This is a genomic window from Microcoleus sp. EPA2, assembly GCA_020882975.1.
GTDB lineage: Bacteria > Cyanobacteriota > Cyanobacteriia > Cyanobacteriales > Microcoleaceae > Microcoleus.
The window spans coordinates 167122-193728 of sequence record JAHRFD010000003.1 but is presented as its reverse complement, the minus strand read 5'-3'; the positions used below and the strand labels follow the sequence as shown (position 1 = coordinate 193728).

Below are 26607 nucleotides of genomic sequence, written 5' to 3'. Positions count from 1 at the left end.
GTCAGGAACGGGAGCACAAACTCAAGATATTCTGAATTCTAACTATTAAATTTTACCCCAATGATCTTATCTGATACTTCTGCTGACCCATCTTTGCCCTCAAATTCTCACCACCATCACGATGGTGACTCTGCTCACCCTCACCATCACGATGAAGAATCCATGCGACGGCTGGTGAATCGCTTGTCTCGGATTGAGGGACACGTTCGTGGAATTAAAACTATGGTACAGGAAAATCGCCCCTGTCCTGAAGTTCTAGTACAAGTTGCTGCGGTTAGAGGAGCTCTCGATCGCGTCGCGAGAATCATTCTTGACGAACATTTAACTCAATGTATTGGTAGAGCTGCTAAGGAAGGCAATATTGATACGGAAATTGAAGAGTTGAAAGCTGCTTTGGATCGGTTTTTGCCTTAGATGCAGACAATTTCAAGATCGAACAACTAAAAAACAGCAAAACCTGCAAGCTGTACCTAGGGCGCAATTCATTCATCGCGCGTACAACTTGGTACCAAATATCAGCCCTATTTTGACTTTTTAGATTGATATTCAAGTGAGGGGGGTAGGCAAAGAAAGGCACTACCCCTAGACAATCATCCTTTTCTTGAGAATGAAACAGCCAGCCCTTGACAGCCCAGGGCTGTTTCATTCTGGTGACAAATCATCATTTTGTAGGGGTAGTGCCCCGTGCCTACCCTCTTCTTTCACGATTTTGTATGTGTTTGGTGAGATGGGGGCAGCCACGGGGGGCAGCCCAGGGCGGTTTCATTCTCTGTAGGGGCCGTGCCAAGAGTGCCGGCCCGGTCAGCCCCAAACGCGCATTGGATCGTTGGTGGCAGGGGTAGGCACTCTTGGCGCTACCCCTACAAAACCCTTTTTTTGGTGAGAATGAAACAGCCCTGGGGGACAGCCCCTACAAGAGAATGAAAGAGCACTGCTTGACAGCCTGTTTGGGAGATGTCTATTAGTGCTGAATTTAGACTTTAGTCAGTTTCGTTTTTAATTGGTATCTTACCGTCGCGTAAACGGCTTTATAAGAAGCCTGAATGTTATATTCCTGCTGCAACCAATCTTGAATTTCTCCATAACTTTTGAAGCCTTTATGGGGATCGCTGAGGCGTACTGCTAAGCTAGCGCGGGCCAAAGGAGGAATTGCTGGCTTGCGGCCTCCGCTGTGTTTTGTTTCTAGGAGTCCTTCGAGTCCATCAGAACGGTATTTTCTGAGCCACCGCTGCACGGTAATTCGGTTTACGCCGATTGTCAGTGCCAATTCTTTCACTGTTTTAACTTGACAAATTTTGAACAAGTACAATGCTTGAATTTTTTGAAATCCACTTGCCGTTTTTTGTTCGGTTAATAAGCTTTTCAATTGTTCAATTGTCTCTGTGATGCTAAGTCTACATACTCCAGCCATACTAATTACCTCATGGGGATTCGCGATCTGTAATAGCTTTGCTTGACAAGGGAACAGCATCTGTTCCGAGGCTACTGATAACCTTGGACTTGCAGCTTAGCAATATACAACCGATTTACTTCAACTATTTGATGGTTACATATCCCATCAATCTGACTAAGGTTTGATTTTTTCTAGGAAATTAGCGGTTTTTTTTGTTTCTTAAAACACCCTCATTAAGTTTTTTGTACTATACACAATCCCTGTTTTTTGTTATTTTTTAGTTATTTTTGCTGATTTATCTGTGGCCGTTTGTCATTAGCTGGCAGCAAATAAATAAGATTTATCACTACAGATGCTGTCGATCGCCCTTCTTGATTAACCTGCAATGGCGATCGGACTTTTGTAGAGAATTGACAAGACTCTGACAAGTGCATTCTGTTCTTCTCTCTTCGAGAAATGCTTAGATTTCAGCAGTCTCATGATTTGACTAAGGTAGCGCCTAGTCAATGTGATACCGACAAACTGCGATCGGCAAATATTGATGAAACTACTTGGTCGATCGTTACTTGAGTAAAACACGTAGAAGGTCGAGTTGTCAATTTGTTAGAGGTACAATACTACTATGTACTATTTCCCGCAACATCTTGTGATCGAAAAAGCTGTCTTTATGTGATATTACCCATAGTTATTGGTGATCGTTGTCACATTCAAAACCAGTAAAATCAACAATGTAGAAAAAAATCCCACTAATTTGGGAAATCTTTTATGAATAAACACACTATTTTAATCATCACGAAGGCTGCAAACTAATCGGAGTTATTGTTCTTTTTAGAGAGAGTGTAATTATAATCAATCGTCAAAAATAGTGACCCCAAAACAGACTTAATTATAATTAAATATAAAAATAAATCCTTAATTAATAAAATTAAATTGATAATTTTTGCTGGATTTTAATGAAGCCACATTAATGAGAATACAGATTTTTCAAAATCTGTAAATAAGCTCTAACAATCATTATTAGGGAAAGACTCCAGTAACTATACATTTCCACTTGCCTCAATACAAGTTATTTTAGATTTAATATTTCGGATTTTGGACGGTTAACAATGAAACTCAGAATAGTCATTGCTGCAACAGTGCTAAGCGCTCTAGCCCCTCTAGCCCCTGCATCGGCCGAAAACATACAACACACCCAACAACTACTAGCCACCCGACAGTGTCCCAAGTGCGACCTTAACGGTGCAGGCTTAGTCTTAGCCAACTTAGCAGGAGCCAATCTCCAAGGTGCAGACCTCAGAGGAGCCAACCTCAGTAGAGCCAACCTGGCTGGGGCAGACCTCAGCGGAGCTAACCTCAGCGGCACCAGTTTGTTTGGCGTTAACCTAACTGACGCCAACCTCAGCGGTGCCAACCTCAGTGGTGCCGACTTGAGAAGCGCCTACCTGAGTAACGCCAATTTGCTCAACACTAATTTAACCAGCACCCAACTGCTAGGAGTTCGAGGAATGCCAACTAACATTGGTACTGCGGAAGACTTCTACAAACTCGGAGTAATCGAGGCCCAAGCTGGAAACTACAGAAACGCCGTAGATTATTACAACCAAGCCCTCAATCTCAAACCCGACTTAGCCTCCGTTTATTTTGCTCGCAGTATGTCTCGTGCCGACTTAGGAGACTTTGCCGGTGCCACTCAAGACGCTGCAATAGCTAACAAACTTTTTGCCACGCAAGGGAATTCCCAAGGTCAGGAATTGTCCAAGCAGTTAGCCGAAGCAATTGTAGCGCGCCAAAAGCCAACAGAACCCCGCACAGCGGGCGGTGGCGACTTTATGAGTCTTCTGGGTTCCGTCAGTTCTTTCCTACTACAAGTGCTGTTTTAATTGATATCAAATCCGTTAGTATCCGCATCGTGACTTCGAGTTAAAAGTTAACAGTTAACCGTTAACTGTTAACCTTTAACTAATGGATAGGAATTTCAATCCAGAATTCTGTACCTTGACCTGGAATAGAAACGCACTTGAGTACCCCTTTATGCTTCTCAACTACAATTTGGTAACTGATAGAAAGTCCTAAACCTGTACCTCTACCAACTGGTTTAGTAGTAAAAAACGGATTAAAGATGTGAGAAATTAACTCTTTCGGGATGCCGTGACCGTTGTCGGCAATGCAAATTCCTATGGTTTTTTCATCTATTAATTGAGTGCGAATCCGTATGCAAGGATTGGGAACATCGGGAATTAAAATCTGATTGGTTACATTTAAATCTTCCAAATCAACGGATAATTTTTGGGAGCTGAAGTTGATAGGTCGTGCATTGGTATCTAATCCGGGTAAACTCCTAATTCGTTCTATCTTTCGGCTTTCTATTGCGTCAACCGCATTGCCGAGGAGATTCATAAACACTTGATTCAGCGAGCTAACATAGCAATCGACTGGTGGCAAATTATCGTACTCTTTAATGATTTCTATGGCTGCTCGATCGGAGGTGGCTTTGATGCGGTGCTGCAAAATCAACAGCGTACTCTCGATGCCCTCGTGAATGTCAACGCAATCTTTCTCTGCCCGATCGAGTCGAGAAAAATTCCGTAAAGATACAACTAATTGACGGATGCGTTCCACTCCCACTTTCATAGAGTCCAAAATTTTCGGCAAATCTTCGGTAAGAAAATCTACTTCGATCGCTTCTTCGCACTCTGTAATTTCTGGGTTGGGATTGGGAGTGTGCTGGCGATAAAGTTCCACCAAGCAGAGCAAATCTTTGCTGTATTCGTTGGCGTGGGAGAGATTACCGTAGATAAAGTTAACGGGGTTATTGATTTCGTGGGCGACGCCAGCCACCAGTTGTCCGAGGCTGGACATTTTCTCAGTTTGAATTAATTGAGCTTGGGTATTTTGGAGTTGGGCGAGAGCTTGAGCTAGCTGTTCGGCTTTTGCTTGATCGGCGGAGGCTGCATTCAGACTTTCTTGATAAAGTTCTGCTTGGTGAAGGGCGATGGCAGCTTGATCTGCCAAATGTTGCAGCAATTCCTGTTCTGCTGTTTGCCAAACTCTGGGCGCGGAACACTCATGGACAATTAGCAATCCCCAAAATTGGGTATCTTTGCCGATCGGCACTATTAAATTTGCCCTCACCTGCAAACTTGCCAAAAAGTCGCGGTGACAGGGAGTTAAATCCGAATTATCAATGTCGTTAACTGCCCGCACCCGTCCCGATCGGTAAAGACAGGACGACTCTTGAGAAAAGCATTCTGGTGGAGATTTCACGCCCAAAATTGACTGCCACTCACCGCGAACATCTTCAACAACTACCTCTCCCTGTTTGTCGTCGGTAAATTGGTAAATTACTGTGCGATCGGTATCTAGCAAAACTCTCACTTCTCGGACAATAGTTTGCAGTATAGTTTTTAAGTCCAAGGTGCTGCGGATTTGGTCTCTGACTCGCGTCAATACTTTGGCAAAGTCCAAGGATTTTTGCAATTGAGCGGTACGTTCTTGAACTTGACGCTCCAAATTGGCATTCATCGCCTGGACTTCTTGATGCAAAATATAATGCTTAACTGCTGAACGAAATTGGTTGGCAATCGCTAAACATTGTTCTATTTCGTGCGGTTTCCACTGAGGTGACTGACCTTTTTTTATTTCTCGCCACAGTTCAAACGATTGTCTAGGAAGCACTTGTTTAGCGCTGGTGTCAAAGCGTCCCGCCCACATCTTTTCGGTTTCAATTTCCTTACGAAAAATTGTCAAACACCCAATTAATTGCTGTTGGTAGTGGATGGGAATTACCAGCAAACCACGAATTTGAGTAGTTTGGAAAGCTGGAGATAAAACTCTAAATTGAGGTTCTTTATATAAGTCTGTAATTATCCAAATGGGGAATTGGGAGTCTGCTCCCACCATAGTTGAAATATTGGCCATTGCCAAGGGGGAAATGTTGGGAGTCTGTTGATGATTGTTCAATCCTGTGGTTAGCCATTTTTGCCACAGAGGATGGGTTTCGATCGCACTTGTGGCATTTTCCCACTCTGGAAGTATGGGTTGTTCTCCTATGGTGAACACTTCAAAGGCAGAATTGGTGGCATCAGTAGTAGAAGCGACTGTGGAAACTTGATGACTGGTGGGAACTGGAAATTCCCCATCGATTTTGGGAGTTGATAACTTTTGTGGGAGGATTTTCGGGGCGCTGATGTAGAGTCTGCCACCACAGCCCTCCATGGCGGTGACAGTAGCTTCTAAAGCCTGCTGCAATTGAATGTTAGCTTGACCGTACAATAGGGTGGCGATGCGGCTGACTGTGGCTTCCAGGGCTGTTTGAGAGCGGGTTTGCTGAAGCAGGATGGCATGAGCGATCGCGATCGACAATTGATCTACTACCAACTGAACTACTTCCAAATCACTTTGGTAAATATTGCCGGAGGCGGAGTGGTGAGATACCAAAAGTCCCCACAATTCGATGTGAGTTTGGCTACTTTTGTCTGGATCGTATCTCGTCAAGCACTCCGGCGAATCACAGATGTCTGTTTTGGTGTTTGCAGGGGCGGTGCGGCGGTGCAAAATGGGCACGACTAGGGAAGATAGGACTCCCATTGCCATCAGATAAGCTCTGTGACAAGGATCGAGCGATCGATAGTAGATATCCTCAGTGGCTAAAGGTTCACCTGTTTGGGGCGCATCGAGGGGACTTAAGGCCATCGTGGCTGACTTGACATCTACTATTGTCCGCTGGCGTTGACGGACATACATCTGGCGGGCTTGGGGGGGAATGTCGTCGGCTGGAAAGTTTAATCCTTTTAGAGAAGGGAGACGGTTGCGATCGATTGATTCGGCAACAACTTCTCCGCTACCATCTGGACTAAACCGATAAATCATAATCCGATCTGTTTTCAGAAAAGACCGCACTTCTTCTACAGTACAACTTAAAATATCTTCTAATTCTAAAGATTGGCGGATACGTTCAGTTATGCGACGTACCAAGAGTTCTCTGTCTAGTTGATGATTGATTTTTTCTGGTTCTTCTGTCAATTTCATAAATCTCCTTTTTCGGCAATGTAATGTAATATTTATCAGAATTTTTTACTGTAGATGGGGATGTCCCGATATCAAAAATCGGATTCCAACTTAATATTTTGTAGATTTTTAGCTCGATCGCAGCTCGAACTAAACGATCCCTCTGACTCCTGATTATTATTTTAACGATCCGATCAATTTCTCGCAATCTTAAAATCATTTTACATTAATCATCACAACTTATGATTTGTTATTATTTTAATATATAACTTTATGTATCGATAATTAACTTAAAAATTAGAGTTAGTCGGAGTTAGCAAGGCTTTGAGAGATATCGCGGCGCACGCTCATCAAAATTTTACCCAAATGATTTTGCCCAGTTTGGTCGCAACCGCAGCCCCAGTAGTAATCTGTTGGTGAATTTTCGACAATCAGGCGATCGCCTGTGTTGAGGAGAATCTGTTGAATATCTGTATGGGTGAGAAACTTAGTTTTAACCGCTTCGCACATAACTGAAATTTTTACCGCTTCCCAATCAGCACGAAGGCAATGGTTGGGATCGCGACCCAAGTTAGCAGCTTCTTGAGGAGTAGGTACGGCTCTAATCGCAGCCACCAGCCTTTCATCAGCACTGGTGACAAATTTTTGAGCTTGATAGTAGTGTTCCACAGTCAACCATTTTTGACCATCGATGCAAATGTCATGGAGTGAAAAGTTAGAAAAGCAGCCGTAAGGCTCATCTACTTTATAAAAATAAATTGTCATTCGATTTTAGATTTTAGATTTTAAATGAAAAATCAAGAGTGAGAACTTCAGAATATTTCCCTCTTCCCTCTTCCCTCTTCCCTCTTCCCTCTTCCTTCTTCCCTCCCCCTTCTTCCCTCCACCCTTGGGGGGTAGGGGGGGTTCTTCTTCCTTCTTCCCTCTTCCTTCTTCCTTCTTCCTTCTAATTAAAATGGCATCAGCTTTTTAATAGCGCGGTGAGCGATATCGGCATAACACACTTCCCCGCACAAAATTTTGCTCATTACCTGACTAGCTCTAGGGGATTTGACCCCAGCTCTGTAAGCAGCACCAGTAAACTGATAGAATGCCGCAGCCAAGCGACTAGCCCAGAGCATATCGCTTCCCCATTCTTCGCTAATAATTTGAGTATACTTTTCCAGAGCGTCACCCACACCTCCAAGAGCTCGATCGATCGCCTCAGCCGCCTTAAATCCGCTCAAAATAGCAGGTCTAATCCCCTCGCCGGACAGGGGATCGGTGAGACTAGCTGCTTCTCCTACTAACAGTGCATTTTGGGAGTGTAATTGGCGATCGCCATCCCATAGACAGATCGGATATTCGCGGATGTCGCTGACAATCACATCCGCACCGCAGTTAGTGGCGTAATCAGCCAACATATTTTTGATATTTTTTGGTCGATCGCCCCGCATAGCAGCAATACTAAAAGAGTACCCATCCGCCTTGGGCAAACTCCAGATAAAACCTTTTTTAATAGTGCCAAAATCAAAATTTAGAACATCACCTGTGATTGCAGAAGTTTCCAAACTTGCACTCGCATAGAGTTTTGGTGCTTTCAAACCCAACCACTTAGCCATCGGACCACCAGCACCGTCAGCACCAATTAAATAGCGAGCATAAACCGGTTCAGTGATAGTTTTAACTAACCACACAGAGTTGGTAAACTCAATTCCGATGACTTCAGTGGCATCTCTAACTTCCGCACCAGCCTTTTGAGCTTGTTTGAGTAAAAATTCATCAAATACATCCCGCTGCACCATCCACATGGGCGACTCTAGATCCACTTCCACCGCGTCTGCCATTTTCCAGGTGTAGCTAATTTTAGTAGCTTTCACAGAAATAGCTGGTGTCAGGTCAAAATCTAGCCAGTGGGCGATCGCCGGAGAAACACCTCCGCCACAGGGTTTATGGCGGGGTAAAGACATCTTTTCTAGTACCAAAACAGAACGACCTTGCTGGGACAAGTGATAAGCAGCCGTGCTACCTGCTGGTCCCGAACCGACAATAATACAATCAAATATTTTAGTCATTAGCAATTAGTCATTAGTCAAAAGTCATTAGTCAGTTGCTAATTGTTAGTTAACTGACCAATGACTTTTGACTGTTATACTTTCACGATATCTTTCTCTTTTGCAGCCAGAACTTCTTCGATTTTGGCAATGTACTTGTCGGTCAGCTTTTGAACTTTATCTTGCAAGTCGCGCGATTCATCTTTAGAAATCTCGCTGCTTTTTTCTTGCTTGCGAACTGAGTCTACGGCATCGCGGCGGACATTCCGAATGGCAACTTTGCCTTCTTCAGCAAATTTTCCGGCCATTTTGACAAATTCTTGGCGTCTCTCGCTAGTCAGCGGCGGAATGTTCAAACGAATTATGGAACCGTCATTATTGGGTACGAGTCCCACATCAGACAGCGAAATCGCTTTTTCAATTAAATTGAGTGCTTGGCGATCGAAAGGTTGGATGCTGATGGTAGAAGCATCCGGCGTACCGATATTGGCAAGAGATTTGATCGGAGTTGGAGCACCGTAGTAATCTACCATAATCCGATCTAGGAGAGATGCGTTGGCTCGTCCCGTCCTAATAGTATTAAAAGACCGTTGAGTAGCCTCAACTGCCTTTTGCATATGATCTTCCACGTCAGCTAACTTCACAAAAACCTCCCACAAGGGTTCCAATAGATTCTCCCATTACTGCTCGGTAGATGTTGCCCGATACCGTCAGGTCAAATACCATAATAGGAATATTATTCTCTTTACAAAGAGCGATCGCCGTACTATCCATCACCCGTAAGTCTTGGTTCAAGACGTGTCCGTAGGTGAGGGTTTGGTATCTGCGAGCGTTGGGGTTGATGTGGGGGTCAGAATCGTACACCCCATCTACCTTAGTAGCTTTAAAAATCACCTCTGCATCAATTTCAGCCGCCCGCAAAGCGGCTGTCGTATCAGTAGTAAAAAAAGGATTACCAGAACCGGCACCAAAAATCACTACCCGCTTTTTTTCCAAGTGACGAATGGCGCGCCGTCGAATGTAGGTTTCAGCTACTTCTTGCATGGCGATCGCCGTTTGCACCCTGGTTGGTACTCCTGCTTGTTCTAGGGCATCCTGCAATGTGATGGCATTCATGACTGTAGCAATCATACCCACATAGTCTGCCGTTGCCCGATCCATACCCGCCGAAGCTGCCTTCACGCCGCGAAAAATGTTGCCGCCACCGACAACGATCGCTAGCTGAATACCTTCAGAAACGACTTTGGCTACTTCCTGAGCGATCGAACTAACAACTACCGGATCGATCCCGTAGCCCAAATCGCCCATCAGCGCTTCACCGCTGAGCTTCAGCAAAACCCGCTGATAAACCATCCCCATGCCGCCACTATTTTTTATTCTGTTTGCTTCCACCATAAGATAGCAGTATGGGAGCATTTTGAACATAAATTAACTGGAACAGGATTTTTGACCCATTCCAGAAGAGCTTGCCATGTTGACGATTGACGGTTGACGGTCAACTCAAGGTTCAATCCTTGGGTACGAAATTAAGAGAAGCAGAATTCATGCAGTAGCGCTGACCTGTTGGTCTGGGGCCGTCATTGAAGACATGACCGAGATGAGCATCACAGACAGCACACAACACCTCTGTGCGGCGCATAAACAAAGTATTATCGGATTCACACTTAACATTTTCTTCGCTAACTGGAGCGTAGAAACTCGGCCAACCAGTACCGGAATCGTACTTTGTTTCTGATTCAAATAGTGGGGTGCCGCAGCAAATACAATTATAAGTTCCTGGCTTTTTGTTGTCGTGATATTCGCCAGTAAATGCTCTTTCAGTTCCCTTTTTTCGGGTAACTTTGAATTGTTCTGGTGTTAGTTGTTGTTGCCACTCTGCGTCAGTTTTTTGAACTTTTTTAATCATGATTTGAGGTGGTTAACTCTTAGCTGTTGACTGTGAATCGTTGACTGTATATAGAGGAGGAATAAATCCGGCGATCGGGACAGTCGAAATTGCTAAAATCATCGATTTTATGGAATTTCACCTCTGCCGTCTGCCGTGTTCCTTATAATATAGCGAGTCAACTCATGTCTCCATTAATATTAACCTAATTTGCTCGAAATGAACATACCTGAAAAAAGGAGTAGCTGAATAGCTCTGCTGTTTGGATTTTTTGATTTGGGCATTAATTGAGAACACCTACTTGTTAAAGAAGTGGAGTAGATGGCGATGGTGCGATCGGCAAATAATCACCAGATTCTGCTATTTAAGAATAAAATTGAAGTAAGATCGGGGCGATCGACACAGAACCGATAGCCACCCTATGCCAAAGCCCGGTAAACTGTCCCTAACTCTTCCTAGAAAAAATTAGCCCGGACAGCAGACTCAGCAACATAGACAGTAAAATTGGCATTTCTGTTGCTAGGATAATTGGTTGATAGTAGGTCGTGAACTGATCGACATAATGGGAGTCTTCCCGGTCGTTAAGATAAAATACTTAACTGTCAAAGCTAAAAGTTATGCCGTTGAGCAATTTTACAAATTTTGAGGCAGACAATCTATGATGTCCTCCGCTAAATTACTTAATTCGAGAATATTCAAAGGATTATCGCTGCTGTTGCCCCTCACTCTGGCAGGCGCGATAGCATCTCCCACCTATCCCCAAGCAACGCCGCCCCGCACCCTCAGCGTGCGATCGGACATTCAAGAAGCAGACTCCAAAACCGGCATCGTGACAGCCCGCGGCAACGTCCAAATCAACTACCCAGCCCGCCAAATGCAAGCCACCGCAGCTCAAGCCCAATACTTCAGCCGCGAGCGCCGGATCATTCTCAGCGGAGACGTTTACGTCTTGCAGCAAGGGAACAGCCTGCGGGGCGAAACCGTGACATATCTAATCGACGAAGGGCGGTTTATTGCCCTACCAGACAAACCAGGGCAGGTTGAATCAGTGTATCTGGTTGCCCCAGAGCAAGATGCAGCCGCTCAAAATGCAGTCGGCTCCCCACGTCCCACCACAGCCCCGCGCTAAAAACTGCTGACAGCAAAATTTGGCGGGGGGGTTCTCCTACCCACCCCACTATTAAATTGACTGTTTGTGGAACAGGCCAGGCCGTCGGGCCTGTTCAGCAGAATGATACAAAATCTCAGATAAACTTGAAATTCGATCGCCTTTGCCCGCCTACGGGAATTTAACTGGTAGACTTACTCAAATCCTAGACATTTGTGATTAGCGTTTCTAGGAATCAAATTAAGCCTGTTCAACGAAACGATGGATACAACTACTCGTTTGTATGAAATTTTCAAGAAATGTCTGAGAAAAGAGTTAGAGATTGCTCGACGAGAATGAAAATTGTACTCGAAAATATTCACAAATCCTACGGCAAACGCAATATAGTCAGTCGCGTCAATCTTTCTGTAGCACAAGGAGAAATCGTGGGATTGCTCGGTCCCAACGGTGCTGGCAAAACTACCACCTTTTACATCGCTACGGGATTAGAAAAACCCAATCAAGGCAGCGTTTGGCTCAACGATTTAGACATCACTCAATTGCCAATGCACAAACGAGCACATTTGGGAATAGGATATCTCGCCCAAGAAGCCAGCATCTTTCGCAACATGACCGTGCGGGATAACATTTTGTTAGTCCTAGAACAAACTCAAGTGCCACGATGGGAATGGCGCGATCGCATAGATTTCCTGTTGCAAGAATTTCGGTTAGAAAAAATTGCATCCAGTTTAGGAATTCAAATTTCCGGGGGCGAAAGACGGCGGACTGAACTGGCGAGAGCTTTGGCTGCGGGGCGAGACGGACCGATATTCCTATTTTTAGACGAACCCTTTGCAGGAGTAGATCCGATCGCCGTCAACGAAATTCAAAGTATTATAGCCAAATTGCGCGATCGGCAAATCGGCATCCTGATCACGGATCACAACGTGCGAGAAACCCTGGAAATTACCGATCGAGCCTACATCATGCGAGACGGCCAAATTTTAGCATCCGGCGCAGAAGAAGAACTCTACGGGAACCCTTTAGTACGGCAATATTATTTAGGCGACAACTTCGTGCGATAATCTCCTGAAGGAATTGAAGAGCAGGCAAAATTTAATCATAAGGAAGAATCTGCGATCGCGTGCAACTATGAAAATAGCAATGTCCAAATCTTTCAATCCCATCAACTGGCTGCCGAGAATTTCGGTAATGGACTGGTACATTGTCAAAGAACTAATGGGTCCATTTCTGTTTGGTGTCGGACTCTTTACATCCGTCGCCATCACCGTCGGTGCCTTATTTGAATTAGTACGCAGAGTCGCAGAATCAGGACTCCCCTACGGCGCAGCCCTGGAAATTTTCATGCTACAAATTCCCTATTTCGTAGTATTAGCTTTTCCGATGTCAATGCTGTTAGCTACCTTAATGGCTTACAGTCGAATGTCGAGCGATAGCGAACTCGTAGCCCTACGCAGTTGTGGAGTTAGCGTCTACCGACTGGTAATCCCAGCAGTAATTTTAGGGTTAGTTGTCACAGCCCTCACCTTCCCCTTACAAGAATTAGTAGTACCCGCGGCCAACTATCGGGCTACATTGACTTTAGACAAAGCTCTGAAGCGAGAAACACCGCAATTTCAAAAAGGCAATATTATTTACACAGAATTTCGGAAAGCTGACAAAAGCGCCAATGAAACCCTAGCCCGCTTTTTTTATGCAGAAGAATTTGACGGGAAACGCATGAAAGGTTTAACAATTATCGATCGCTCCACCCCCGGCCTCAATCAAATAGTTTCTTCAGAATCAGCAACCTGGAATCCCTCCGAAAACACCTGGGATTTTTTCAACGGCACGGCTTATATAGTAGCTCCTGATGGTTCTTACCGCAATATTGTTAGATTTGAACACCAACAATTGAAACTACCCCGTACACCCTTAGATTTAGCCGCTAGAGCGCGGGATTTTAAGGAAATGAATATTGCCCAAGCTCTAGAGCGATTGGAGTTAATTAAAAACAGTGGTGACGAACCACAAATCCGCAAACTTAGCGTGAGAATTCAAGAGAAATATGCTTTTCCCTTTGTGTCTATGGTATTTGCGATTGTCGGAGCCGCTTTGGGTACTCAACCGCGTCGCTCTGGTAAAGGCACGAGTTTTGGTATTAGCGTAGTGGTGATTTTCACTTACTATGTATTTTCTTTCATCACCAGTTCTATGGGTGTGAAAGCTGTCTTGAGTCCCATCCTATCAGCTTGGCTGCCCATCGCCTTTGGCTTTGGCATCGGCGGACTCTTGTTAGTACGAGCCGCCTCTAGGTAAGGACATCGGGGCATTTGAGATGTGAGATTTGAATTTTTTTTGAATTAAAATCTGATATCAATTCCGGTTGTATCGGAATGATTTAACCGCGAAGGCGCGAAGTACGCGAAGGAAGAGAAGAGAAGAGAAGAGAAGAGAAGAGAAGAGAGAGTTTAATGGACGATGAAGAGAGGATTTTATCTGACTTCCCGCTCTCCCCATCTTCCCTAAGTCCTCGGCCATAAAAAAGAAGGATTACCTATTGACTTTCGTTGATTTGGCATGATATTATTAGATAATGGGAATAGCGACAAAAATAATTATTTTTGTCGCTATTCCCATTATTAAATTGTACCTTATTAAAGGGCAAGAGTCAAGCGTTTAACCCTAAAAAAAAGGGCGTTTTTTTTATATTCAATCAAATAAAAAAATTATGGGTTAGAAAAAGTATTGATTTCGCCTCCACCAAGATAGCGTCCTGGAATCTGTCGCTGTGGAGGAGAAGGCTGTGGTGGAATTGGTGGCAGGCCCTGATTGGTGTTTTGAGGAACAACTCCAAAATTAGACTGGGTGGGCGAGTTGGACTGAATCGGCTGAGCTGATTTAAATTGAGAATTGGCTGAATTGGGAGATAATTGAGGGTTAAGGATTTTGGTTTCGACTATCGCACTAGGAACAGCAGATTTTTCGACATTGGGAAGTAGCTGTATGGGGGAAGGTGTGGCGACGGGAATTACAGCAGGTTGAGTTTTAGGTATGAAATCGGAACCGGATAAATTAGTTTGGTAGGGATTTTTGGGTGCCGCCACATTGACAGGCTGTATGGTAATTTCGGGCATAACTGGTACTGTGGAATTTAATCGGCCCCAGGATTCAGGTAATGTGGTGGATGGGTTGGAAACTGGCTGAGAGTCGTTAATAATATTTGTGGAAGCCGGAACCTGCGTCAGTGGAGTGGGAAAATTCACAGAATTTGGTTTTGCTTGAGCTGTAGTGGTGGTTGGGAGCAAATTGTCGGGATTTGTAGGAGACAAAGTGCCGTTTAGTCGATCGGGCGATTTAGTTTCTTTGGCAGTTTTTTCAGTAGAATTCGCGATTACTAAAGTGTCGGCAGCGATGTATTTTTTCATAGCTGCTTGTAAGGGACTTAAAGGAAGAGAATTTTGGTTTTTTTTGCCTGAACTAGCACTACCGTTGGCCTGGGATAAAGTTGTTGTATCTAAGGAGTCTCCCAGGCCAAGGTTGGAAGTGGTGGCAGTCTGCCCGCCGTCGAGAGAAGGAGTCAAAGCTGATGTGGCGTTTGCAGTGGGCAAGCTTGAGTTTGCCTGGTTATTGGGGGTGGCAGAAGCCACAGAATTTGCGATATTGGGGAGGGATAAAGATGTGTTGATTGCTGGCTGTTTGGAAACTAGAGATGGGGGAAATTTTTCGGCTCGCCTAGTGCTAATTTCATCGAATAAACCTTGGGTTTTGACTATGGGTGAATTAAAAAAACCGAGTTCTGGATTGGAGCGATTGAATTTATTGACTAGCAGCGGTACGCTATCGATTTCAGCAGCAATTGCGCTATCTTCAGCAGATAGCCCCGCGATGGGAGTGGGATTATTGGAAGTTGCTGCATCTTCGCCATCTATGCTCAAGCGTTCTGGATTTACCGATACTTCCCAGATAAACAAACTCCCGGCACAGAGAACTGCTAGCGGTGCCCAAACCGTAGGCTGCATCCAATGACGTAACCGCGCTAGGAGATAGCGGACAGATTTAGGGAATCGTTTAAAACTTGACATAGTTTTGCTTTGGTATTTAGCACAGACTTAAAACAAGTTTTGGTGATTATATTATACCCCGTTTATGCTGTTGGCTGTCAGAGAATGTGGCGATCGCACTTTTGAGGAAAAATAGCTTCAAATACCTACAAAAGATAAATTTATCTAAAGCACGATGAGAAAATAATTGATTGCCTATTAAAATCAACTGCTCATCAGGATGATAAAATTAGAGTGGGCACGGTGTCAATCCTGCTGTAGGGGGTTTGGCGATCGACTGACCAGGAAAAAAGTTACAGCCGACGTTGGCAATTGCCGACTACTTAAGACAATTTGAAATTAAAAAGATGACAAAAATAGTAGAAGTATTAGCCAATCGGGAAGAATTAATAGCTCGATCGCTCCGGGTTGTCTGTTCCCAAATCCAAGCAGCCATAGCAGAACGAGGAATATGTACGCTCGCCGCGGCCGGCGGCAGCACACCAGAACCACTTTACAAATTGCTGAGCGCTCAAGACTTGCCGTGGGATAAAATTCACGTTTTCTGGGGGGATGAACGCTACGTACCTTCAGATCACCAGGATAGCAATCAAAAAATGGCACGTCTGGCATGGCTGGACAAAGTAAACATCCCCCCTAGTAACATTCACCCGATGCCGACAGGTAGTGGGGACCCGGCCGCGGATGCCTTGGCTTACCAAACAGAATTGCAACAGTTCTTCCAGGTATCGAAGGGGGAGTTTCCGGCGATCGACATAATTTTATTAGGTATCGGAGACGACGCCCACACAGCCTCTCTATTTCCGCACACAGCGGCTTTACAAGTGCGCGATGCCCTAGTGACGGTGGGTAACAAGGACGGTCAACCCCGCATCACGTTTACAGTTCCCTTAATTAACCATGCTCGTTGTGTCATCTTCATGGTTGCAGGAGGCAGCAAAAAACCCGCCCTCGCTCAAATTTTTGCCCCCGTAGCCGATGACTTGACTTATCCATCCAGACTGATTCAACCCAGTGGCGAACTCTTGTGGTTGCTAGATGCGGCAGCGGGGGAAGAGTTACAATCCCTCGGTTAGGTGTGGGGCGATAACTGTGGGAGTGTCTAAATATAGTATTATAAAACTTCATTAAGATTATAATCATCGATCGACGCTGGTGCTATTGAGGGTAACAGAAAGCCACAGCCATCAAGCCGTGGATTACTTGATTAACTTAAAAAAGCCCGTCATCCCTCCCAGAACCGCCCAAGGCCAGTTGCTAGCATTGGCAAAGCAATAGGAGAATGGTGGCGGTTAAAGTTAAAATTTGACCGTACACTAAACTATTTTTATGAGGCTGATTTGAAAATCTGGCCGATAGCAAGGAGAAATCGATGATTGTCTGTCCCAATTGCAATCACCAAAACCCCGACGGAGCTAACCAGTGTGAGGCTTGCTACACGCCTTTACCCGTTACTGCCAGTTGCTCGAACTGCGGTGCTCCGGTTCAGACAGATGCAGCTTTTTGTGGTCAGTGTGGCTTTAATTTACGTCCAGGTTCTTCGGTTCCAGAAAGAGAGGCAACTGTAGTGCCATCCTCTGTGGGCCCGACAGTGGTATCGCCATTGATGCCAGATTTAGTGTCGCCGGAACCCCTGATAGTACCGGAAACAGTCGTGACGGCAAATCCTGGACCTAACTTGGAAAAAACTCCCCTTAGCATTCCGCCTGCTGTTCCCGACGCGCCACCATTACCCTCGGTTGCTGTTACCACTGAACCTGTGGCAACCTCCGTTAATACTACTCCTCCGGTTGCTGGCCAACCGACACCTGGTGTAGCGAAAACTCAACTACAACAGCAGTCCGCACGGCTGATACACGTCCAGACCAATACGCTGATGGAATTGCCTCACAATCTTTCTGTGATTCACATAGGCAAGCCCAATGACTTGGTACCCCCGGATATTGATGTTGCCGGATTTGCTAATTCTGAGATAGTCTCTAGGGTACACGCTAATCTCCGGGTTGAGGGAGATGCTTGCTATCTAGAGGATGTGGGTAGTTCCAACGGTACTTATGTCAACAATACTCCCCTCCCGAAGGGAAATCGACACCGGTTGCGACCGGGAGATCGCATCTCTTTGGGCAAAGGAGACCTGGTTACGTTCTTATTTCAAGTTTCTTAGATCGAGTTTGGATTGGGCGAAAGAAAGTCTAAAATCTAAAATCGCATCAAGAATCGCTCTACCAAAACTCACTGATGCCAATGTGATTAAGCTGACCTTGCTACATCCACTCCAGTCTATACCCGTGCGCAGTTGGACCTTTGAAGACGAAGAGGTCGTCTGCATAGGGCGATCGACAGAAAGCCACGTAGTTCTTTTCAGTGCGGTGGTTTCTCGTCGCCACATAGAATTGCGGCGATCGGGGAAAAACTGGGAATTGATTAATTTAGGCACCAATGGCACTTACCTCGATGGTCAACCGATCGCGAGCATTCCCATTGTGGACGGTCTGATCGTTCATTTGGCTCGCTCCGGGCCGAAAATTCAAATCAACTTTGTCCCCAATCCGCCCTCTGTCCAGGTCGAAAAAATTAACGTCAGTCCGAGGGATACTAAAGCAATTTATGCTCCTTTAGAAGTGGCGCAAGTCGTCACGATTCCGATTCCCGAAGAAACAGAAATTGGCATTTCTAAGGAAGAGGATGATTTAACGGAGGCGGAGAATAATCGCGATTATGCTGCTGAATAATCCTATGAAGTCAGTGTATGATGGTCGATATTTCCAGAAATTATGGTGGAACAGGCCAAACAGCCTGTTCAAAGCTGGCTTTTCTGGAGATGGGAGATGTCTAATAGATCGCGTCAATGTACCACTAAACTGGCTGGCGCTGAGGTTTCCTGTTTATGCTCCGCGTCGCTTTGTACTAGCCCAGGTCAAGTACAAGGCTTTGGATTTATGCCTAAATTTCTGTAAGATCAGTGATTACCTTAACCCTACTTCATCCTATCCAATCAGTCCCAGTTCAAAGTTGGTCTTTTGACTCCGAATCAGTGGTTCGGATCGGTCGATCGAACGACAATGATGTAATTATTTACAGTGCTGTTGTTTCTCGCCACCACGTCGAGTTGTGGAACCATCCCTTTGGCTGGGAAATTATTAATTTTGGCGCTAATGGCACTTACATCAATGACCAATCCATCACTCAAGCCTTGGTGGTGGACGGGATGACGATTCGTTTGGGCAATTCTGGACCTTCTATCCGCATTCGAGTAGGTGCGACGAATCTGCCACCACAGCCATCGCGCCCTGAGCAAAAGGATCAAACTTCTCCACAGAAGCAAATAGATTCTCCTTTCCGTCACGGAATCATTGAGGATGATGAAGATGGTGCCTTGACTCAAATCGATCTTGATTAGACATCTGCAACAAACAGGCTGGTGTGGAACAGGCCAAACAGCCTGTTCCAGAAGAATCAGGTTTACCCTTCTAAAGATAAGATTGTGGGGCTATCGGTTAACAGGACTTCAGTTGCGTTACCAGCCCATCGGCGATAATCGAAAAGTAATTGGTACATCAATCGTTGTTTGACACTAAGCAGTACGCTCTTGAGCAAACCGTTACCCGTTGCTTCTAGAATTGGTTTGGGAGTAAGCCACAAAGGTGGTGGCAGCTCTACTCGTACTTCCAAATCCGCTTTTCCCTTCAGATATGTCCCCCCGCCACTTTGATGCGGTGACAACTGTCCTTTGAGATTGAGAGCAAAGCGATCGTTGATATAATCGACACCTAGAATCTCACAGGCGACAGACTCCAAATTGATTGTGCCGTCGGAGAGCGCCCACACCCTCATGTCTACCGTGGGTTGAATGCTCAGCATCATAAATTGTAACGGCCGCATTTTGAGCCGAAAACATTCATCACTTAACTGCTCAGTGCGACTGCGATCGACTAGAGCATTTACAAGTCGCTTGGGCTGACGCAGATAGTGTTGAATGGGAACCCGTTCCTCTGGTACGGCGATCTCAACTGATTGGCAAGCATTAAACCGGATATACATGAGACGATATCAAATTAGAGGAGTCGTAACCATATCTTAATAAACTATAACCCTTTTCCAGTGACATATGTCACGCAACGAGTAATGTCATCCGAGAAATAACGGATAAAAGTTTCCCAGATACGGCGCTAATTTTCGGATTTTACTTGCTGCTGCTATCTGGGAGGAACACAGATTTGTCCCTGTCTGCTATGTAGCCACAATTAGGTAAAATTCCCTACTATGAAAATTTCGATCGCACATCTGGGCCCAGTCGGAACCAATGCAGAAACAGCCGCTCTGGCTTATGTTCAGTGGTTGAGCCAAGAAACTAACTGGGAATGCACCCTGTATCCTTATGCAACCATATCCCAGGCTCTAGAGGCATCGGCCACAGGGCTGGTTGATTTATCAGTTGTACCCGTGGAAAATTCGATCGAAGGAAGTGTTACTGTCACCTTAGACACGCTGTGGCGACTCGATCGACTCCGAATTCAACACGCCTTAGTTTTGCCAATTTCCCACGCCCTAATCTCAAAAGCTGAAAACTTTAATCAGATTCAAAAAGTTTATTCTCACCCCCAAGCTCTAGCCCAGTGTCAATCGTGGTTGGGGAAATTTATCCCATCGGCTCAGTTAATTCCGGCGAATTCAACCACGGAATCCTTGGATTACCTGGAGGATAAAAGTGTGGCGGTGATTTCTGCGCCCAGAGCGGCTCAAATTTATAATTTGCCAGTGTTAGCTCATCCGATTAATGATTATCCCGACAATTACACTCGATTTTGGATACTCGGTAAGGAAGTTGAAGAACTGGACAATGTAGAAATAGGCGTGCATCCCCCATCAACTAAATCCATCACCAAATCCGCTGGTAAGTTGATCCTGGATAGTTCGCCGTCTAATTGCACCCATACTTCCCTAGCTTTTAGCGTGCCTGCCAATATGCCGGGAGCGCTGGTCAAGCCTTTACAAGTATTTGCCAGTCGCGGGATTAATCTGAGTCGGATTGAATCTAGGCCGACTAAGCGATCGCTCGGAGAATATATTTTCTTTATGGATGTTGAAGCTAATGCCTGCCACGCAGTGGTGCGATCGGCATTGGAAGAGCTAAAGACCTACACTGAAACTTTAAAAATATTTGGGTGTTACAGTGTACTGTAGTATACTGTAAGTAGTACAATTTTTTCAAGTATTAAAGTTAAGAGGCTAGCAAAATGAATGCAGATGAACTTCTGAAGCGATATGCTGCCGGGGAAAGAAATTTTCATGAAATCAACTTAAAAGAAGCTGCTTTGAGCGAAGCTTTCCTAAGTCATATTAATTTGGCGTGTTCTAATTTGAAAGAGATTAATTTATCTTTAGCAGACTTAAGTTGGGCCAACTTAATAGGAGCAAACCTCAAGAACGCTTGCCTACTGATGACTCAATTAAGTTGGGCAAACCTCAGCGGAGCAGATCTAACATTTGCGAGATTAACAGGGGCTGATTTGGTTGAGGCAAACCTGCAAAAAGCCAACTTGAGCGACACGAAAATGATCGGTGTCAACTTGACTGGTGCATTCTTGCGAGGTGCAAATCTCATCGAAGCAAACTTAATAGATTCTTGCTTAGAGGGGGCTAATTTGAGTTCCGCGAATTTAACTGATGTGAAGTTAAGGGGAGCAAATTTGCAAAAGGCTAACTTGAGAGGAGCTCTGTTATATGAAGCGAATCTTCATGGTGCTGATTTGAGAGAAGCTGACTTGGAGGGCGCTAATCTTAGTGGGGCTTTTTTGTGCGGTGCCAATTTGGAAGGAGCCAACTTAAAGGGGGCAATTTTCAGCGGTGCTATACAGTTTTGTGTGCGACAAGTTTAATCGGGCCCAACAAAGAGGGAAGAAGGTGTTTCGACCCTGACACTCAGCGGTTGGGCCAGGGTAGTCGAAGGGTCGAAGGGCGAGGGTGGCTTCAGGAAGAATGAAGAAATCCTTTCAGATACTAATTTTCGATTAGCTAGGCCCTAGCACCTACAATAATGGGACTACTTGAGTGTATCTTTAAGTACAGTCCGAGCGGCTAAGTGATTGCGAGTAGAAGTTAAAATTTCTGTTTCGCGTTCCAATCTAGCAGCAGTATCTTGCAATTCTAAAAGAGTTTGCTGTTCCGTGGCTGCGCCATAAAGGTAGCTAGCTACCCAATAGGACAACTCTGTGGGCAAGCTGGGAATATCTTCTGGTAGGTCGATCGGCTGATCCATTAATTTGCTAGAAAGTCGAACTACATCGCGAAGCAGTTGTTCGACATCTTGACTTAAGGATCTGAGGTCTTTTTGGGGCGGTTCGTCTTCGATCCATTCTACTAGACCGACTAAGTAGGGCTTTTCCCGAACGGCGTCGAGGACTCGGAAGCGCTGTTGTCCGAGAGTCATAATTTTCATGCGATCGTCGGGGAGTCGCTGACAGTGAATGACTTCGGCGCAGCAGCCGACAGCGGAGACTTTATTTTGGTTGGGGTCCCACATGAGTACACCGAAACGGCGATCGCTCTCCAGAATCGTATTCATCATGATTCGATAGCGAAACTCGAAGATTTGCAGCGGGAGCGGCCTACCGGGAAATAGAACCACTTCCGGCAACGGAAATAGAGGGAGTTCGCGAACTGCTACAGAGGAAGAGGATGCCATTGTCGCTCGAATGTGAGGTTACTTGCGCTTCTTTTTCTTACTTTAACTGATTTGAGGCAATTCTGGGCGGGGTGAGGGGCGATCGCCGGAAAATGCGCCCAGGGCGATCGGGGCTGGAAGCTGAGGGCGGGCGTCAGAAACCGGGTTTTTGACGAAAATCCTTGGTTGTTACCCACAAATTAGGTACTAAAGTCAGTTTCTGTGGGCTGATGCGTAAGTCTTGCAAAACTTATTTAGGGGGCTGGCGGTAGCTGAATTTCGATTCCTACTTTTTCACCTAGATCGATCGTCTTATTAGCCAAGTCAACAGCACCTGAAATACCAACTCCGATCGCAGCCGCCGTCGCTGCAATAGCTTTTAAACTTTTCTTTAATCTAGCTGGATTTCTTTCCTTCTCTGGTTTCTTAATTTCGGATTCGACATCTTCAATATCAATAATTATCCCCTCGCGAATATCTTCGGGAAACTGCGCGGCGGTTTCACGCATCGATGAAATTAGTTTTAGCAGTTCTGCCGTATTGGCGTTATTGTTTTGCACGGATTGATTGCCAACTTCGGCACTGTTCGACGAACCGCCGATATTGCCGGAAAAGTTAGCACCTAGAAAAGCACCTTGAAAGTGGTTGGTTTCAGAAGAATTTTGAGTCATTTTTGCTTCGGCTTTATTAATAATAGGTCTACTAACAGCTAGTTTAGCAATATCTACCAAGTCATCATATTCTCTGCCGTATTTTTCATCGCCCATTTTCCTCATGCGCCGAAGTTCGATCGCCTCATATCCATCCAACAACGGCCGCAAATCCCAACTCTTTTTAAGTTTCCCCACCCGCACCTTAGTCTCGCCCATCTCCTCCAATCCTAGCAACTCCTCGTAATCCAGCGGATCGGCATCGGGATAACCCGGAACCGGCACCCATTGACTGATCTCCAGATTGGCAAAAGAATTGTGGATTTTAGTAAAAGTATCGCGAATTAAACTCAGAAAAGAACGCCGCGTCGATTCCCGCCCGCTGACGGCAATAAAGATTTTCTCATCTTCCGGGTCAGATTTAATTCGGGCGATATTGTACACCTCCGCGCCTTCCGTGTACTCCAGCATTACCCCCGTGCGCCAGTGGGTGCAGTTGTGGATTTTCTCGTGCATCAGGACGATGAAACGCGAGAGGATGCTGTCGGGGAGGATGCGGTAGTGATATTGAAATTCCAGGGTTTCGCCTTCGAGTTCGGTGTTTTCCGGTTCTTCTTTCGGCAAAATGCCGGGGATGAGGAAAGTCGGCGCGTGGCAATGGCTGAGGGGGAAACAGAGTTGAAATTCGCCCATCAACTCGGTGAGGCAATTGTAACGGTGGCTGGGATATTTAGTTGAGTCCAGGATGCGACTGAGTTCTGCGTAGGTGAGAATTCCTTTAGTTTTGACTTTGAGTGCCTCATCGCTGAGGAGGGCATAGATGCCTTCTGTCACCCAGTGGGGATTGAGGATGTTGGTGGATTGCAGGATGGGGTGTTCGCGGAAGTTGAGGACAATGCCCAGATTGTGCAACAGTTCGAGTAGTTGGGTTTTGTCGGTTTCTTCCCAGATATTTTCTTTGCCGCAGATGCTGGCGTATTCGCTGATGCTGATGAAATCTTTATCGAGGTTTTCCAGGCGCTGCTTGACTTGGAACCAGCTTAGCGGCAAAAGATCGTAGACTTCTTTGAGTTGGGAGATTTCGGTGTGGATGGCGCTGCGGAGTTCGTCGATGCCGGTGCCGCTTTGGCAGGAGGTTTCGATAATCGCTTTGATGTTGGGATATTTGTCGCGCAAGGCTTTGCGGTTGAGATCCAGGGGTTGTTCGTCGCACTTGTTGCCGACGAGGATGACGGGGGAGGCGTCGCCGAAGCTTTCGATCAGTTTCAGCCAGTATTCGAGGCGGTTTTCGTCTTCGCTGGTGCGGCAGTTGCAGGCGAGGAGGTAGAGGCTGCGTTTGGTGAGGAAAAATTGGTGGGTGGCGTGGTAGATTTCTTGTCCGCCGAAATCCCAGACGTTGAGTTTGACGGGTTTGGTGTTGACTGTAATTTGCCAGTCTATGATGTTGAGTCCGTCGGTTTGGGGTTCGTTGGGGTTGTATTGGTTGTGGGTGAGGCGGTTGATCAGGGAGGTTTTGCCGACGCTTCCTTGGCCGACGAGGAGGACTTTGGCTTCGTTGAGGGGGAGGACTTCGCCGCTGCGGAGTTGGCGCAGGTAGTTGAAGATGGCGGCGGGAGTGCTGAAGCCTTCGTACTTTCCAGCCCCCCCTAGAAGTTCTGGAGAAATGGGCAGGGGATTGTATCGGAGGTCTAATTTTAGAAGTTTTGGCAGTGTTTCCAAGCATTCAGGAATAGTTTCAATCTGATTTCTTCCCAAGTAAAGCTGTTCCAGATTGTACAATTGGCCAATAGCATCAGGGATTTGCTTAATCTGATTGTTACTGAGGTCAAGCTGTTTCAGATTGGACAGTTGACCGATCGCATCTGGGATTTGGGTAATTTGATTGTTACAGAGGTCAAGTCCTGTAAGTTGTGAAAGTTGGGCGATCGCATCTGGGATTTGTGTAATCTGATTTTCAAAGATGGTAAAACTTGTCAGATTGGACAGTTGACCGATCGCATCTGGTATTTGGGTAATCTGATTGTCATAGAGGCCGAGCCCTTGCAGATTTGACAGTTGGCAGATTGCGTCTGGGATTTGGGTAATCTGATTACCACCGAGTTGAAGCCATGTCAGATTAAATAGTTGGGCAAGCATATCTGGGATTTGTTCAATCTGATTGTCACTGAGATAAAGCTGTCTCAGATTGGGCAGTTGGCAGATCGCATCTGGGATTTGTGCAATTTGATTATCACTGAGGTCAAGGTGTTCGAGATTGGGCAGTTGGACAAGTGCTTCGCAAAGCTTTCCTAGCGCATCCGGGATTTGGGCAATCTGATTATCACTAAGATCGAGGTCTTCGAGATTGGGTAGTTGGACGAGTGTTTCACAAAGCTTTCCTAGTGCATCTGGGATTTTTGCAATCTGATTATTACTAAGATCCAGGTGTTTTAGATTGGGTAGTTGGACGAGTATTTCGCAAAGCTTTCCTAGCGCATCTGGGATTTGAGTAATCTGATTACTACCTAGGTGAAGGTGTGTCAGATTGGGCAGTTGGACAAGTGCTTCTGGGATTTCGGTTATCTGATTACTATTGAGGTTAAGTTCTCTCAGTTGGGAAAGTTGGACAAGTGCTTCTGGGATTTGGGTGATTTGATTGTAACGGAGGTTAAGGTGTGTCAGATTAGACAGTTGGGCGAGTGCTTTGCAAAGTTTTTCTAGCGCATCTGGGATTTGAGCTATCTGATTATTCCACAGGGAAAGTTCTGTCAGATTAGACAGTTGCCCGATCGCCTCTGGAATTTCGGTAATCTGATTGCCACCGAGGGCAAGCCATGTCAAATTGGATAGTTGACCGATCGCATCTGGGATAAAGGTAATCCGATTGTTACCTAGGTAAAGCCCTGTCAGATTGCACAGTTGTCCGATCGCTTCTGGGATTTCAGTAATTTGATTTTCATTCAGGTTAAGGTCTCTCAGATTGGACAGTTGTCCGATCGCTTCTGGGATGGAGGTAATCTGATTTTCAACAAGCGAAAGTATTTTTAAGTTAGTTAATTGAAGAACAGCATCAGGAAACTCAGTTAACTTATTCCCAAGAAATTCTCCTTTCTCCTCATCCCGTTTCCCCAACACCAACGTCTCAAGCTGCGTGCACTTGCCAATCTCCGGCGGCAATTCCTCCAACCCCAACCCCGCCAAATCCAATTCTGTGGAGCCCTCATCAGCGGCTTTGTCGATTAACTGCAACAACTCTTCTCGCGTCATATCTTTTGTCGATTCGGTAGTCTTCGTTTTATTGTGACAGGATTTTTTGTGGCGTGGGGAGTCGATCGCGCACCGTAATCTAAGAAACCGGGTTTTTTTGAGTTTCTGCGATATCACCAACAATTTTCGTAAAAACCCGGTTTCTGGCCACCCACGATCATCTAAGAAACCGGGTTTTTTTGAGTTTCTGCGATATCACCAACAATTTTCGTAAAAACCCGGTTTCTGGCCACCCGCGATCATCTAAGAAACCAAGGTGTATCAACTTAAGCTGTCAGTCCACCGAGTCTTTTCGCTTACCCGACAGTCCGCCAGGGGTTCAAACCCCTGTCTCATAGCGAAAGTCCTCTCAAAGAGGACTCATGAGTTCTTCATTCTTCAGTCGTCTTCAGACGACTTTGGCTTTGAGGCAGGGGTTTTAACCCTTGCCGGACTATTGGGGTGAGGGAAAGAGCGATCGAGAAACCGGGTTTTTTTGAGTTTCTGCGCCTGTCACGAAGAATTCCCGTAAAAACCCGGTTTCTGGCTACTTGCGCATCAGTCCTCAAGCTATAATGAGGCAGCAACGCAAATTTACG

22 protein-coding genes are annotated in these 26607 nt (G+C 45.6%); 11 read left to right on the top strand and 11 right to left on the bottom strand.

The annotated features are described in order from the left end of the window. Window positions 1-60 precede the first annotated feature (60 nt). Window positions 61-414, top strand: a complete 354-nt coding sequence (locus AAFP14_RS05170; RefSeq protein WP_341731234.1) for a metal-sensitive transcriptional regulator — start codon at window positions 61-63, stop codon at window positions 412-414. Window positions 415-973: 559 nt separating this feature from the next. Here AAFP14_RS05170 and AAFP14_RS05165 read toward each other — a convergent pair. Next, window positions 974-1411 (bottom strand): helix-turn-helix domain-containing protein, encoded by a 438-nt coding sequence (locus AAFP14_RS05165; RefSeq protein ID WP_341731233.1) that lies wholly within the window; start codon window positions 1409-1411, stop codon window positions 974-976. Between the two features lie 1088 nt (window positions 1412-2499). Here AAFP14_RS05165 and AAFP14_RS05160 point away from each other — a divergent pair. Then, window positions 2500-3273: a pentapeptide repeat-containing protein gene (locus AAFP14_RS05160; protein ID WP_341731232.1), complete on the top strand. Its 774-nt coding sequence runs from the start codon at window positions 2500-2502 to the stop codon at window positions 3271-3273. A gap of 79 nt (window positions 3274-3352) precedes the next feature. Here the strand turns inward: AAFP14_RS05160 and AAFP14_RS05155 are convergent, their stop codons facing one another. From AAFP14_RS05155 to msrB, 6 genes are all read right to left on the bottom strand, one after another. Further along, window positions 3353-6421 (bottom strand): GAF domain-containing protein, encoded by a 3069-nt coding sequence (locus AAFP14_RS05155; protein WP_341731231.1) that lies wholly within the window; start codon window positions 6419-6421, stop codon window positions 3353-3355. Window positions 6422-6703: 282 nt separating this feature from the next. Beyond that, window positions 6704-7165 (bottom strand): NADAR family protein, encoded by a 462-nt coding sequence (locus AAFP14_RS05150; protein WP_341731230.1) that lies wholly within the window; start codon window positions 7163-7165, stop codon window positions 6704-6706. Window positions 7166-7350: 185 nt separating this feature from the next. After that, entirely contained in the window at window positions 7351-8445 is a 1095-nt protein-coding gene (locus tag AAFP14_RS05145; RefSeq protein WP_341731347.1) for a geranylgeranyl reductase family protein, read from the bottom strand. 83 nt (window positions 8446-8528) lie between these two features. Next, a complete protein-coding gene (gene frr, locus AAFP14_RS05140) occupies window positions 8529-9077 on the bottom strand; it encodes a ribosome recycling factor (RefSeq protein WP_340520040.1) in 549 nt (182 codons plus the stop codon). Then, window positions 9064-9792, bottom strand: coding sequence for a UMP kinase (gene pyrH, locus AAFP14_RS05135; protein ID WP_340520084.1), 729 nt, complete (start codon window positions 9790-9792; stop codon window positions 9064-9066). Before pyrH ends, frr begins: the two co-directional genes overlap by 14 nt. Before the next feature lie 148 nt (window positions 9793-9940). Beyond that, window positions 9941-10339 (bottom strand): peptide-methionine (R)-S-oxide reductase MsrB, encoded by a 399-nt coding sequence (gene msrB / locus AAFP14_RS05130; RefSeq protein ID WP_341731229.1) that lies wholly within the window; start codon window positions 10337-10339, stop codon window positions 9941-9943. Between the two features lie 637 nt (window positions 10340-10976). Here msrB and AAFP14_RS05125 point away from each other — a divergent pair. The 3 genes from AAFP14_RS05125 (at window position 10977) to AAFP14_RS05115 (ending at window position 13724) form a co-directional block, all read left to right on the top strand. Further along, window positions 10977-11447, top strand: coding sequence for an LptA/OstA family protein (locus AAFP14_RS05125; RefSeq protein ID WP_341731228.1), 471 nt, complete (start codon window positions 10977-10979; stop codon window positions 11445-11447). Window positions 11448-11761: 314 nt separating this feature from the next. Then, complete coding sequence (lptB, locus tag AAFP14_RS05120) at window positions 11762-12490, top strand: LPS export ABC transporter ATP-binding protein (protein ID WP_341731227.1); 729 nt, start codon at window positions 11762-11764, stop codon at window positions 12488-12490. 67 nt (window positions 12491-12557) lie between these two features. Beyond that, window positions 12558-13724 (top strand): LptF/LptG family permease, encoded by a 1167-nt coding sequence (locus tag AAFP14_RS05115; protein ID WP_341731226.1) that lies wholly within the window; start codon window positions 12558-12560, stop codon window positions 13722-13724. 410 nt (window positions 13725-14134) lie between these two features. Here AAFP14_RS05115 and AAFP14_RS05110 read toward each other — a convergent pair whose 3' ends face one another. Continuing rightward, a complete protein-coding gene (locus tag AAFP14_RS05110) occupies window positions 14135-15490 on the bottom strand; it encodes a hypothetical protein (RefSeq protein WP_341731225.1) in 1356 nt (451 codons plus the stop codon). 326 nt (window positions 15491-15816) lie between these two features. Between AAFP14_RS05110 and pgl the strand changes: the two genes are divergently transcribed. The 4 genes from pgl (at window position 15817) to AAFP14_RS05090 (ending at window position 18869) form a co-directional block, all read left to right on the top strand. After that, window positions 15817-16545: a 6-phosphogluconolactonase gene (gene pgl / locus AAFP14_RS05105; RefSeq protein ID WP_341731224.1), complete on the top strand. Its 729-nt coding sequence runs from the start codon at window positions 15817-15819 to the stop codon at window positions 16543-16545. Window positions 16546-16841: 296 nt separating this feature from the next. Then, a complete protein-coding gene (locus AAFP14_RS05100) occupies window positions 16842-17633 on the top strand; it encodes an FHA domain-containing protein (RefSeq protein ID WP_341731223.1) in 792 nt (263 codons plus the stop codon). 124 nt (window positions 17634-17757) lie between these two features. Further along, entirely contained in the window at window positions 17758-18201 is a 444-nt protein-coding gene (locus AAFP14_RS05095) for an FHA domain-containing protein (protein WP_341731222.1), read from the top strand. 230 nt (window positions 18202-18431) lie between these two features. Then, on the top strand, window positions 18432-18869 hold the full coding sequence (locus AAFP14_RS05090) for an FHA domain-containing protein (RefSeq protein WP_341731221.1): 438 nt from the start codon (window positions 18432-18434) through the stop codon (window positions 18867-18869). Window positions 18870-18931: 62 nt separating this feature from the next. Here AAFP14_RS05090 and AAFP14_RS05085 read toward each other — a convergent pair whose 3' ends face one another. Beyond that, window positions 18932-19510, bottom strand: a complete 579-nt coding sequence (locus AAFP14_RS05085; RefSeq protein ID WP_341731220.1) for a DUF1997 domain-containing protein — start codon at window positions 19508-19510, stop codon at window positions 18932-18934. Between the two features lie 222 nt (window positions 19511-19732). Here AAFP14_RS05085 and pheA point away from each other — a divergent pair, with 222 nt between their 5' ends. Then, window positions 19733-20653, top strand: coding sequence for a prephenate dehydratase (gene pheA / locus AAFP14_RS05080; RefSeq protein ID WP_341731219.1), 921 nt, complete (start codon window positions 19733-19735; stop codon window positions 20651-20653). 53 nt (window positions 20654-20706) lie between these two features. Next, window positions 20707-21348, top strand: coding sequence for a pentapeptide repeat-containing protein (locus AAFP14_RS05075; RefSeq protein ID WP_341731218.1), 642 nt, complete (start codon window positions 20707-20709; stop codon window positions 21346-21348). 164 nt (window positions 21349-21512) lie between these two features. Here AAFP14_RS05075 and AAFP14_RS05070 read toward each other — a convergent pair whose 3' ends face one another. Further along, the gene (locus tag AAFP14_RS05070; protein ID WP_341731217.1) at window positions 21513-22154 is read right to left on the bottom strand and encodes an LON peptidase substrate-binding domain-containing protein; all 642 of its coding nucleotides are present in this window, start codon (window positions 22152-22154) and stop codon (window positions 21513-21515) included. Window positions 22155-22387: 233 nt separating this feature from the next. Then, window positions 22388-26029 carry a leucine-rich repeat domain-containing protein gene (locus tag AAFP14_RS05065; protein ID WP_341731216.1) on the bottom strand — a complete coding sequence of 1214 codons (3642 nt, stop codon included), beginning with the start codon at window positions 26027-26029 and terminating at the stop codon, window positions 22388-22390. Window positions 26030-26607: the final 578 nt, after the last annotated feature.

Bases quoted from the DNA above. Each gene is read 5' to 3' on its own strand.
- AAFP14_RS05110 (WP_341731225.1), bottom strand. From the start codon at position 15,490: ATGTCAAGTTTTAAACGATTCCCTAAATCTGTCCGCTATCTCCTAGCG.
- AAFP14_RS05150 (WP_341731230.1), bottom strand. From the start codon at position 7,165: ATGACAATTTATTTTTATAAAGTAGATGAGCCTTACGGCTGCTTTTCT.
- msrB (WP_341731229.1), bottom strand. From the start codon at position 10,339: ATGATTAAAAAAGTTCAAAAAACTGACGCAGAGTGGCAACAACAACTA.
- AAFP14_RS05155 (WP_341731231.1), bottom strand. From the start codon at position 6,421: ATGAAATTGACAGAAGAACCAGAAAAAATCAATCATCAACTAGACAGA.
- pgl (WP_341731224.1), top strand. From the start codon at position 15,817: ATGACAAAAATAGTAGAAGTATTAGCCAATCGGGAAGAATTAATAGCT.
- AAFP14_RS05165 (WP_341731233.1), bottom strand. From the start codon at position 1,411: ATGGCTGGAGTATGTAGACTTAGCATCACAGAGACAATTGAACAATTG.
- AAFP14_RS05125 (WP_341731228.1), top strand. From the start codon at position 10,977: ATGATGTCCTCCGCTAAATTACTTAATTCGAGAATATTCAAAGGATTA.
- AAFP14_RS05100 (WP_341731223.1), top strand. From the start codon at position 16,842: ATGATTGTCTGTCCCAATTGCAATCACCAAAACCCCGACGGAGCTAAC.
- lptB (WP_341731227.1), top strand. From the start codon at position 11,762: ATGAAAATTGTACTCGAAAATATTCACAAATCCTACGGCAAACGCAAT.
- AAFP14_RS05085 (WP_341731220.1), bottom strand. From the start codon at position 19,510: ATGTATATCCGGTTTAATGCTTGCCAATCAGTTGAGATCGCCGTACCA.
- AAFP14_RS05075 (WP_341731218.1), top strand. From the start codon at position 20,707: ATGAATGCAGATGAACTTCTGAAGCGATATGCTGCCGGGGAAAGAAAT.
- AAFP14_RS05065 (WP_341731216.1), bottom strand. From the start codon at position 26,029: ATGACGCGAGAAGAGTTGTTGCAGTTAATCGACAAAGCCGCTGATGAG.
- pyrH (WP_340520084.1), bottom strand. From the start codon at position 9,792: ATGGGGATGGTTTATCAGCGGGTTTTGCTGAAGCTCAGCGGTGAAGCG.
- AAFP14_RS05170 (WP_341731234.1), top strand. From the start codon at position 61: ATGATCTTATCTGATACTTCTGCTGACCCATCTTTGCCCTCAAATTCT.
- AAFP14_RS05070 (WP_341731217.1), bottom strand. From the start codon at position 22,154: ATGGCATCCTCTTCCTCTGTAGCAGTTCGCGAACTCCCTCTATTTCCG.
- AAFP14_RS05115 (WP_341731226.1), top strand. From the start codon at position 12,558: ATGAAAATAGCAATGTCCAAATCTTTCAATCCCATCAACTGGCTGCCG.
- pheA (WP_341731219.1), top strand. From the start codon at position 19,733: ATGAAAATTTCGATCGCACATCTGGGCCCAGTCGGAACCAATGCAGAA.
- AAFP14_RS05160 (WP_341731232.1), top strand. From the start codon at position 2,500: ATGAAACTCAGAATAGTCATTGCTGCAACAGTGCTAAGCGCTCTAGCC.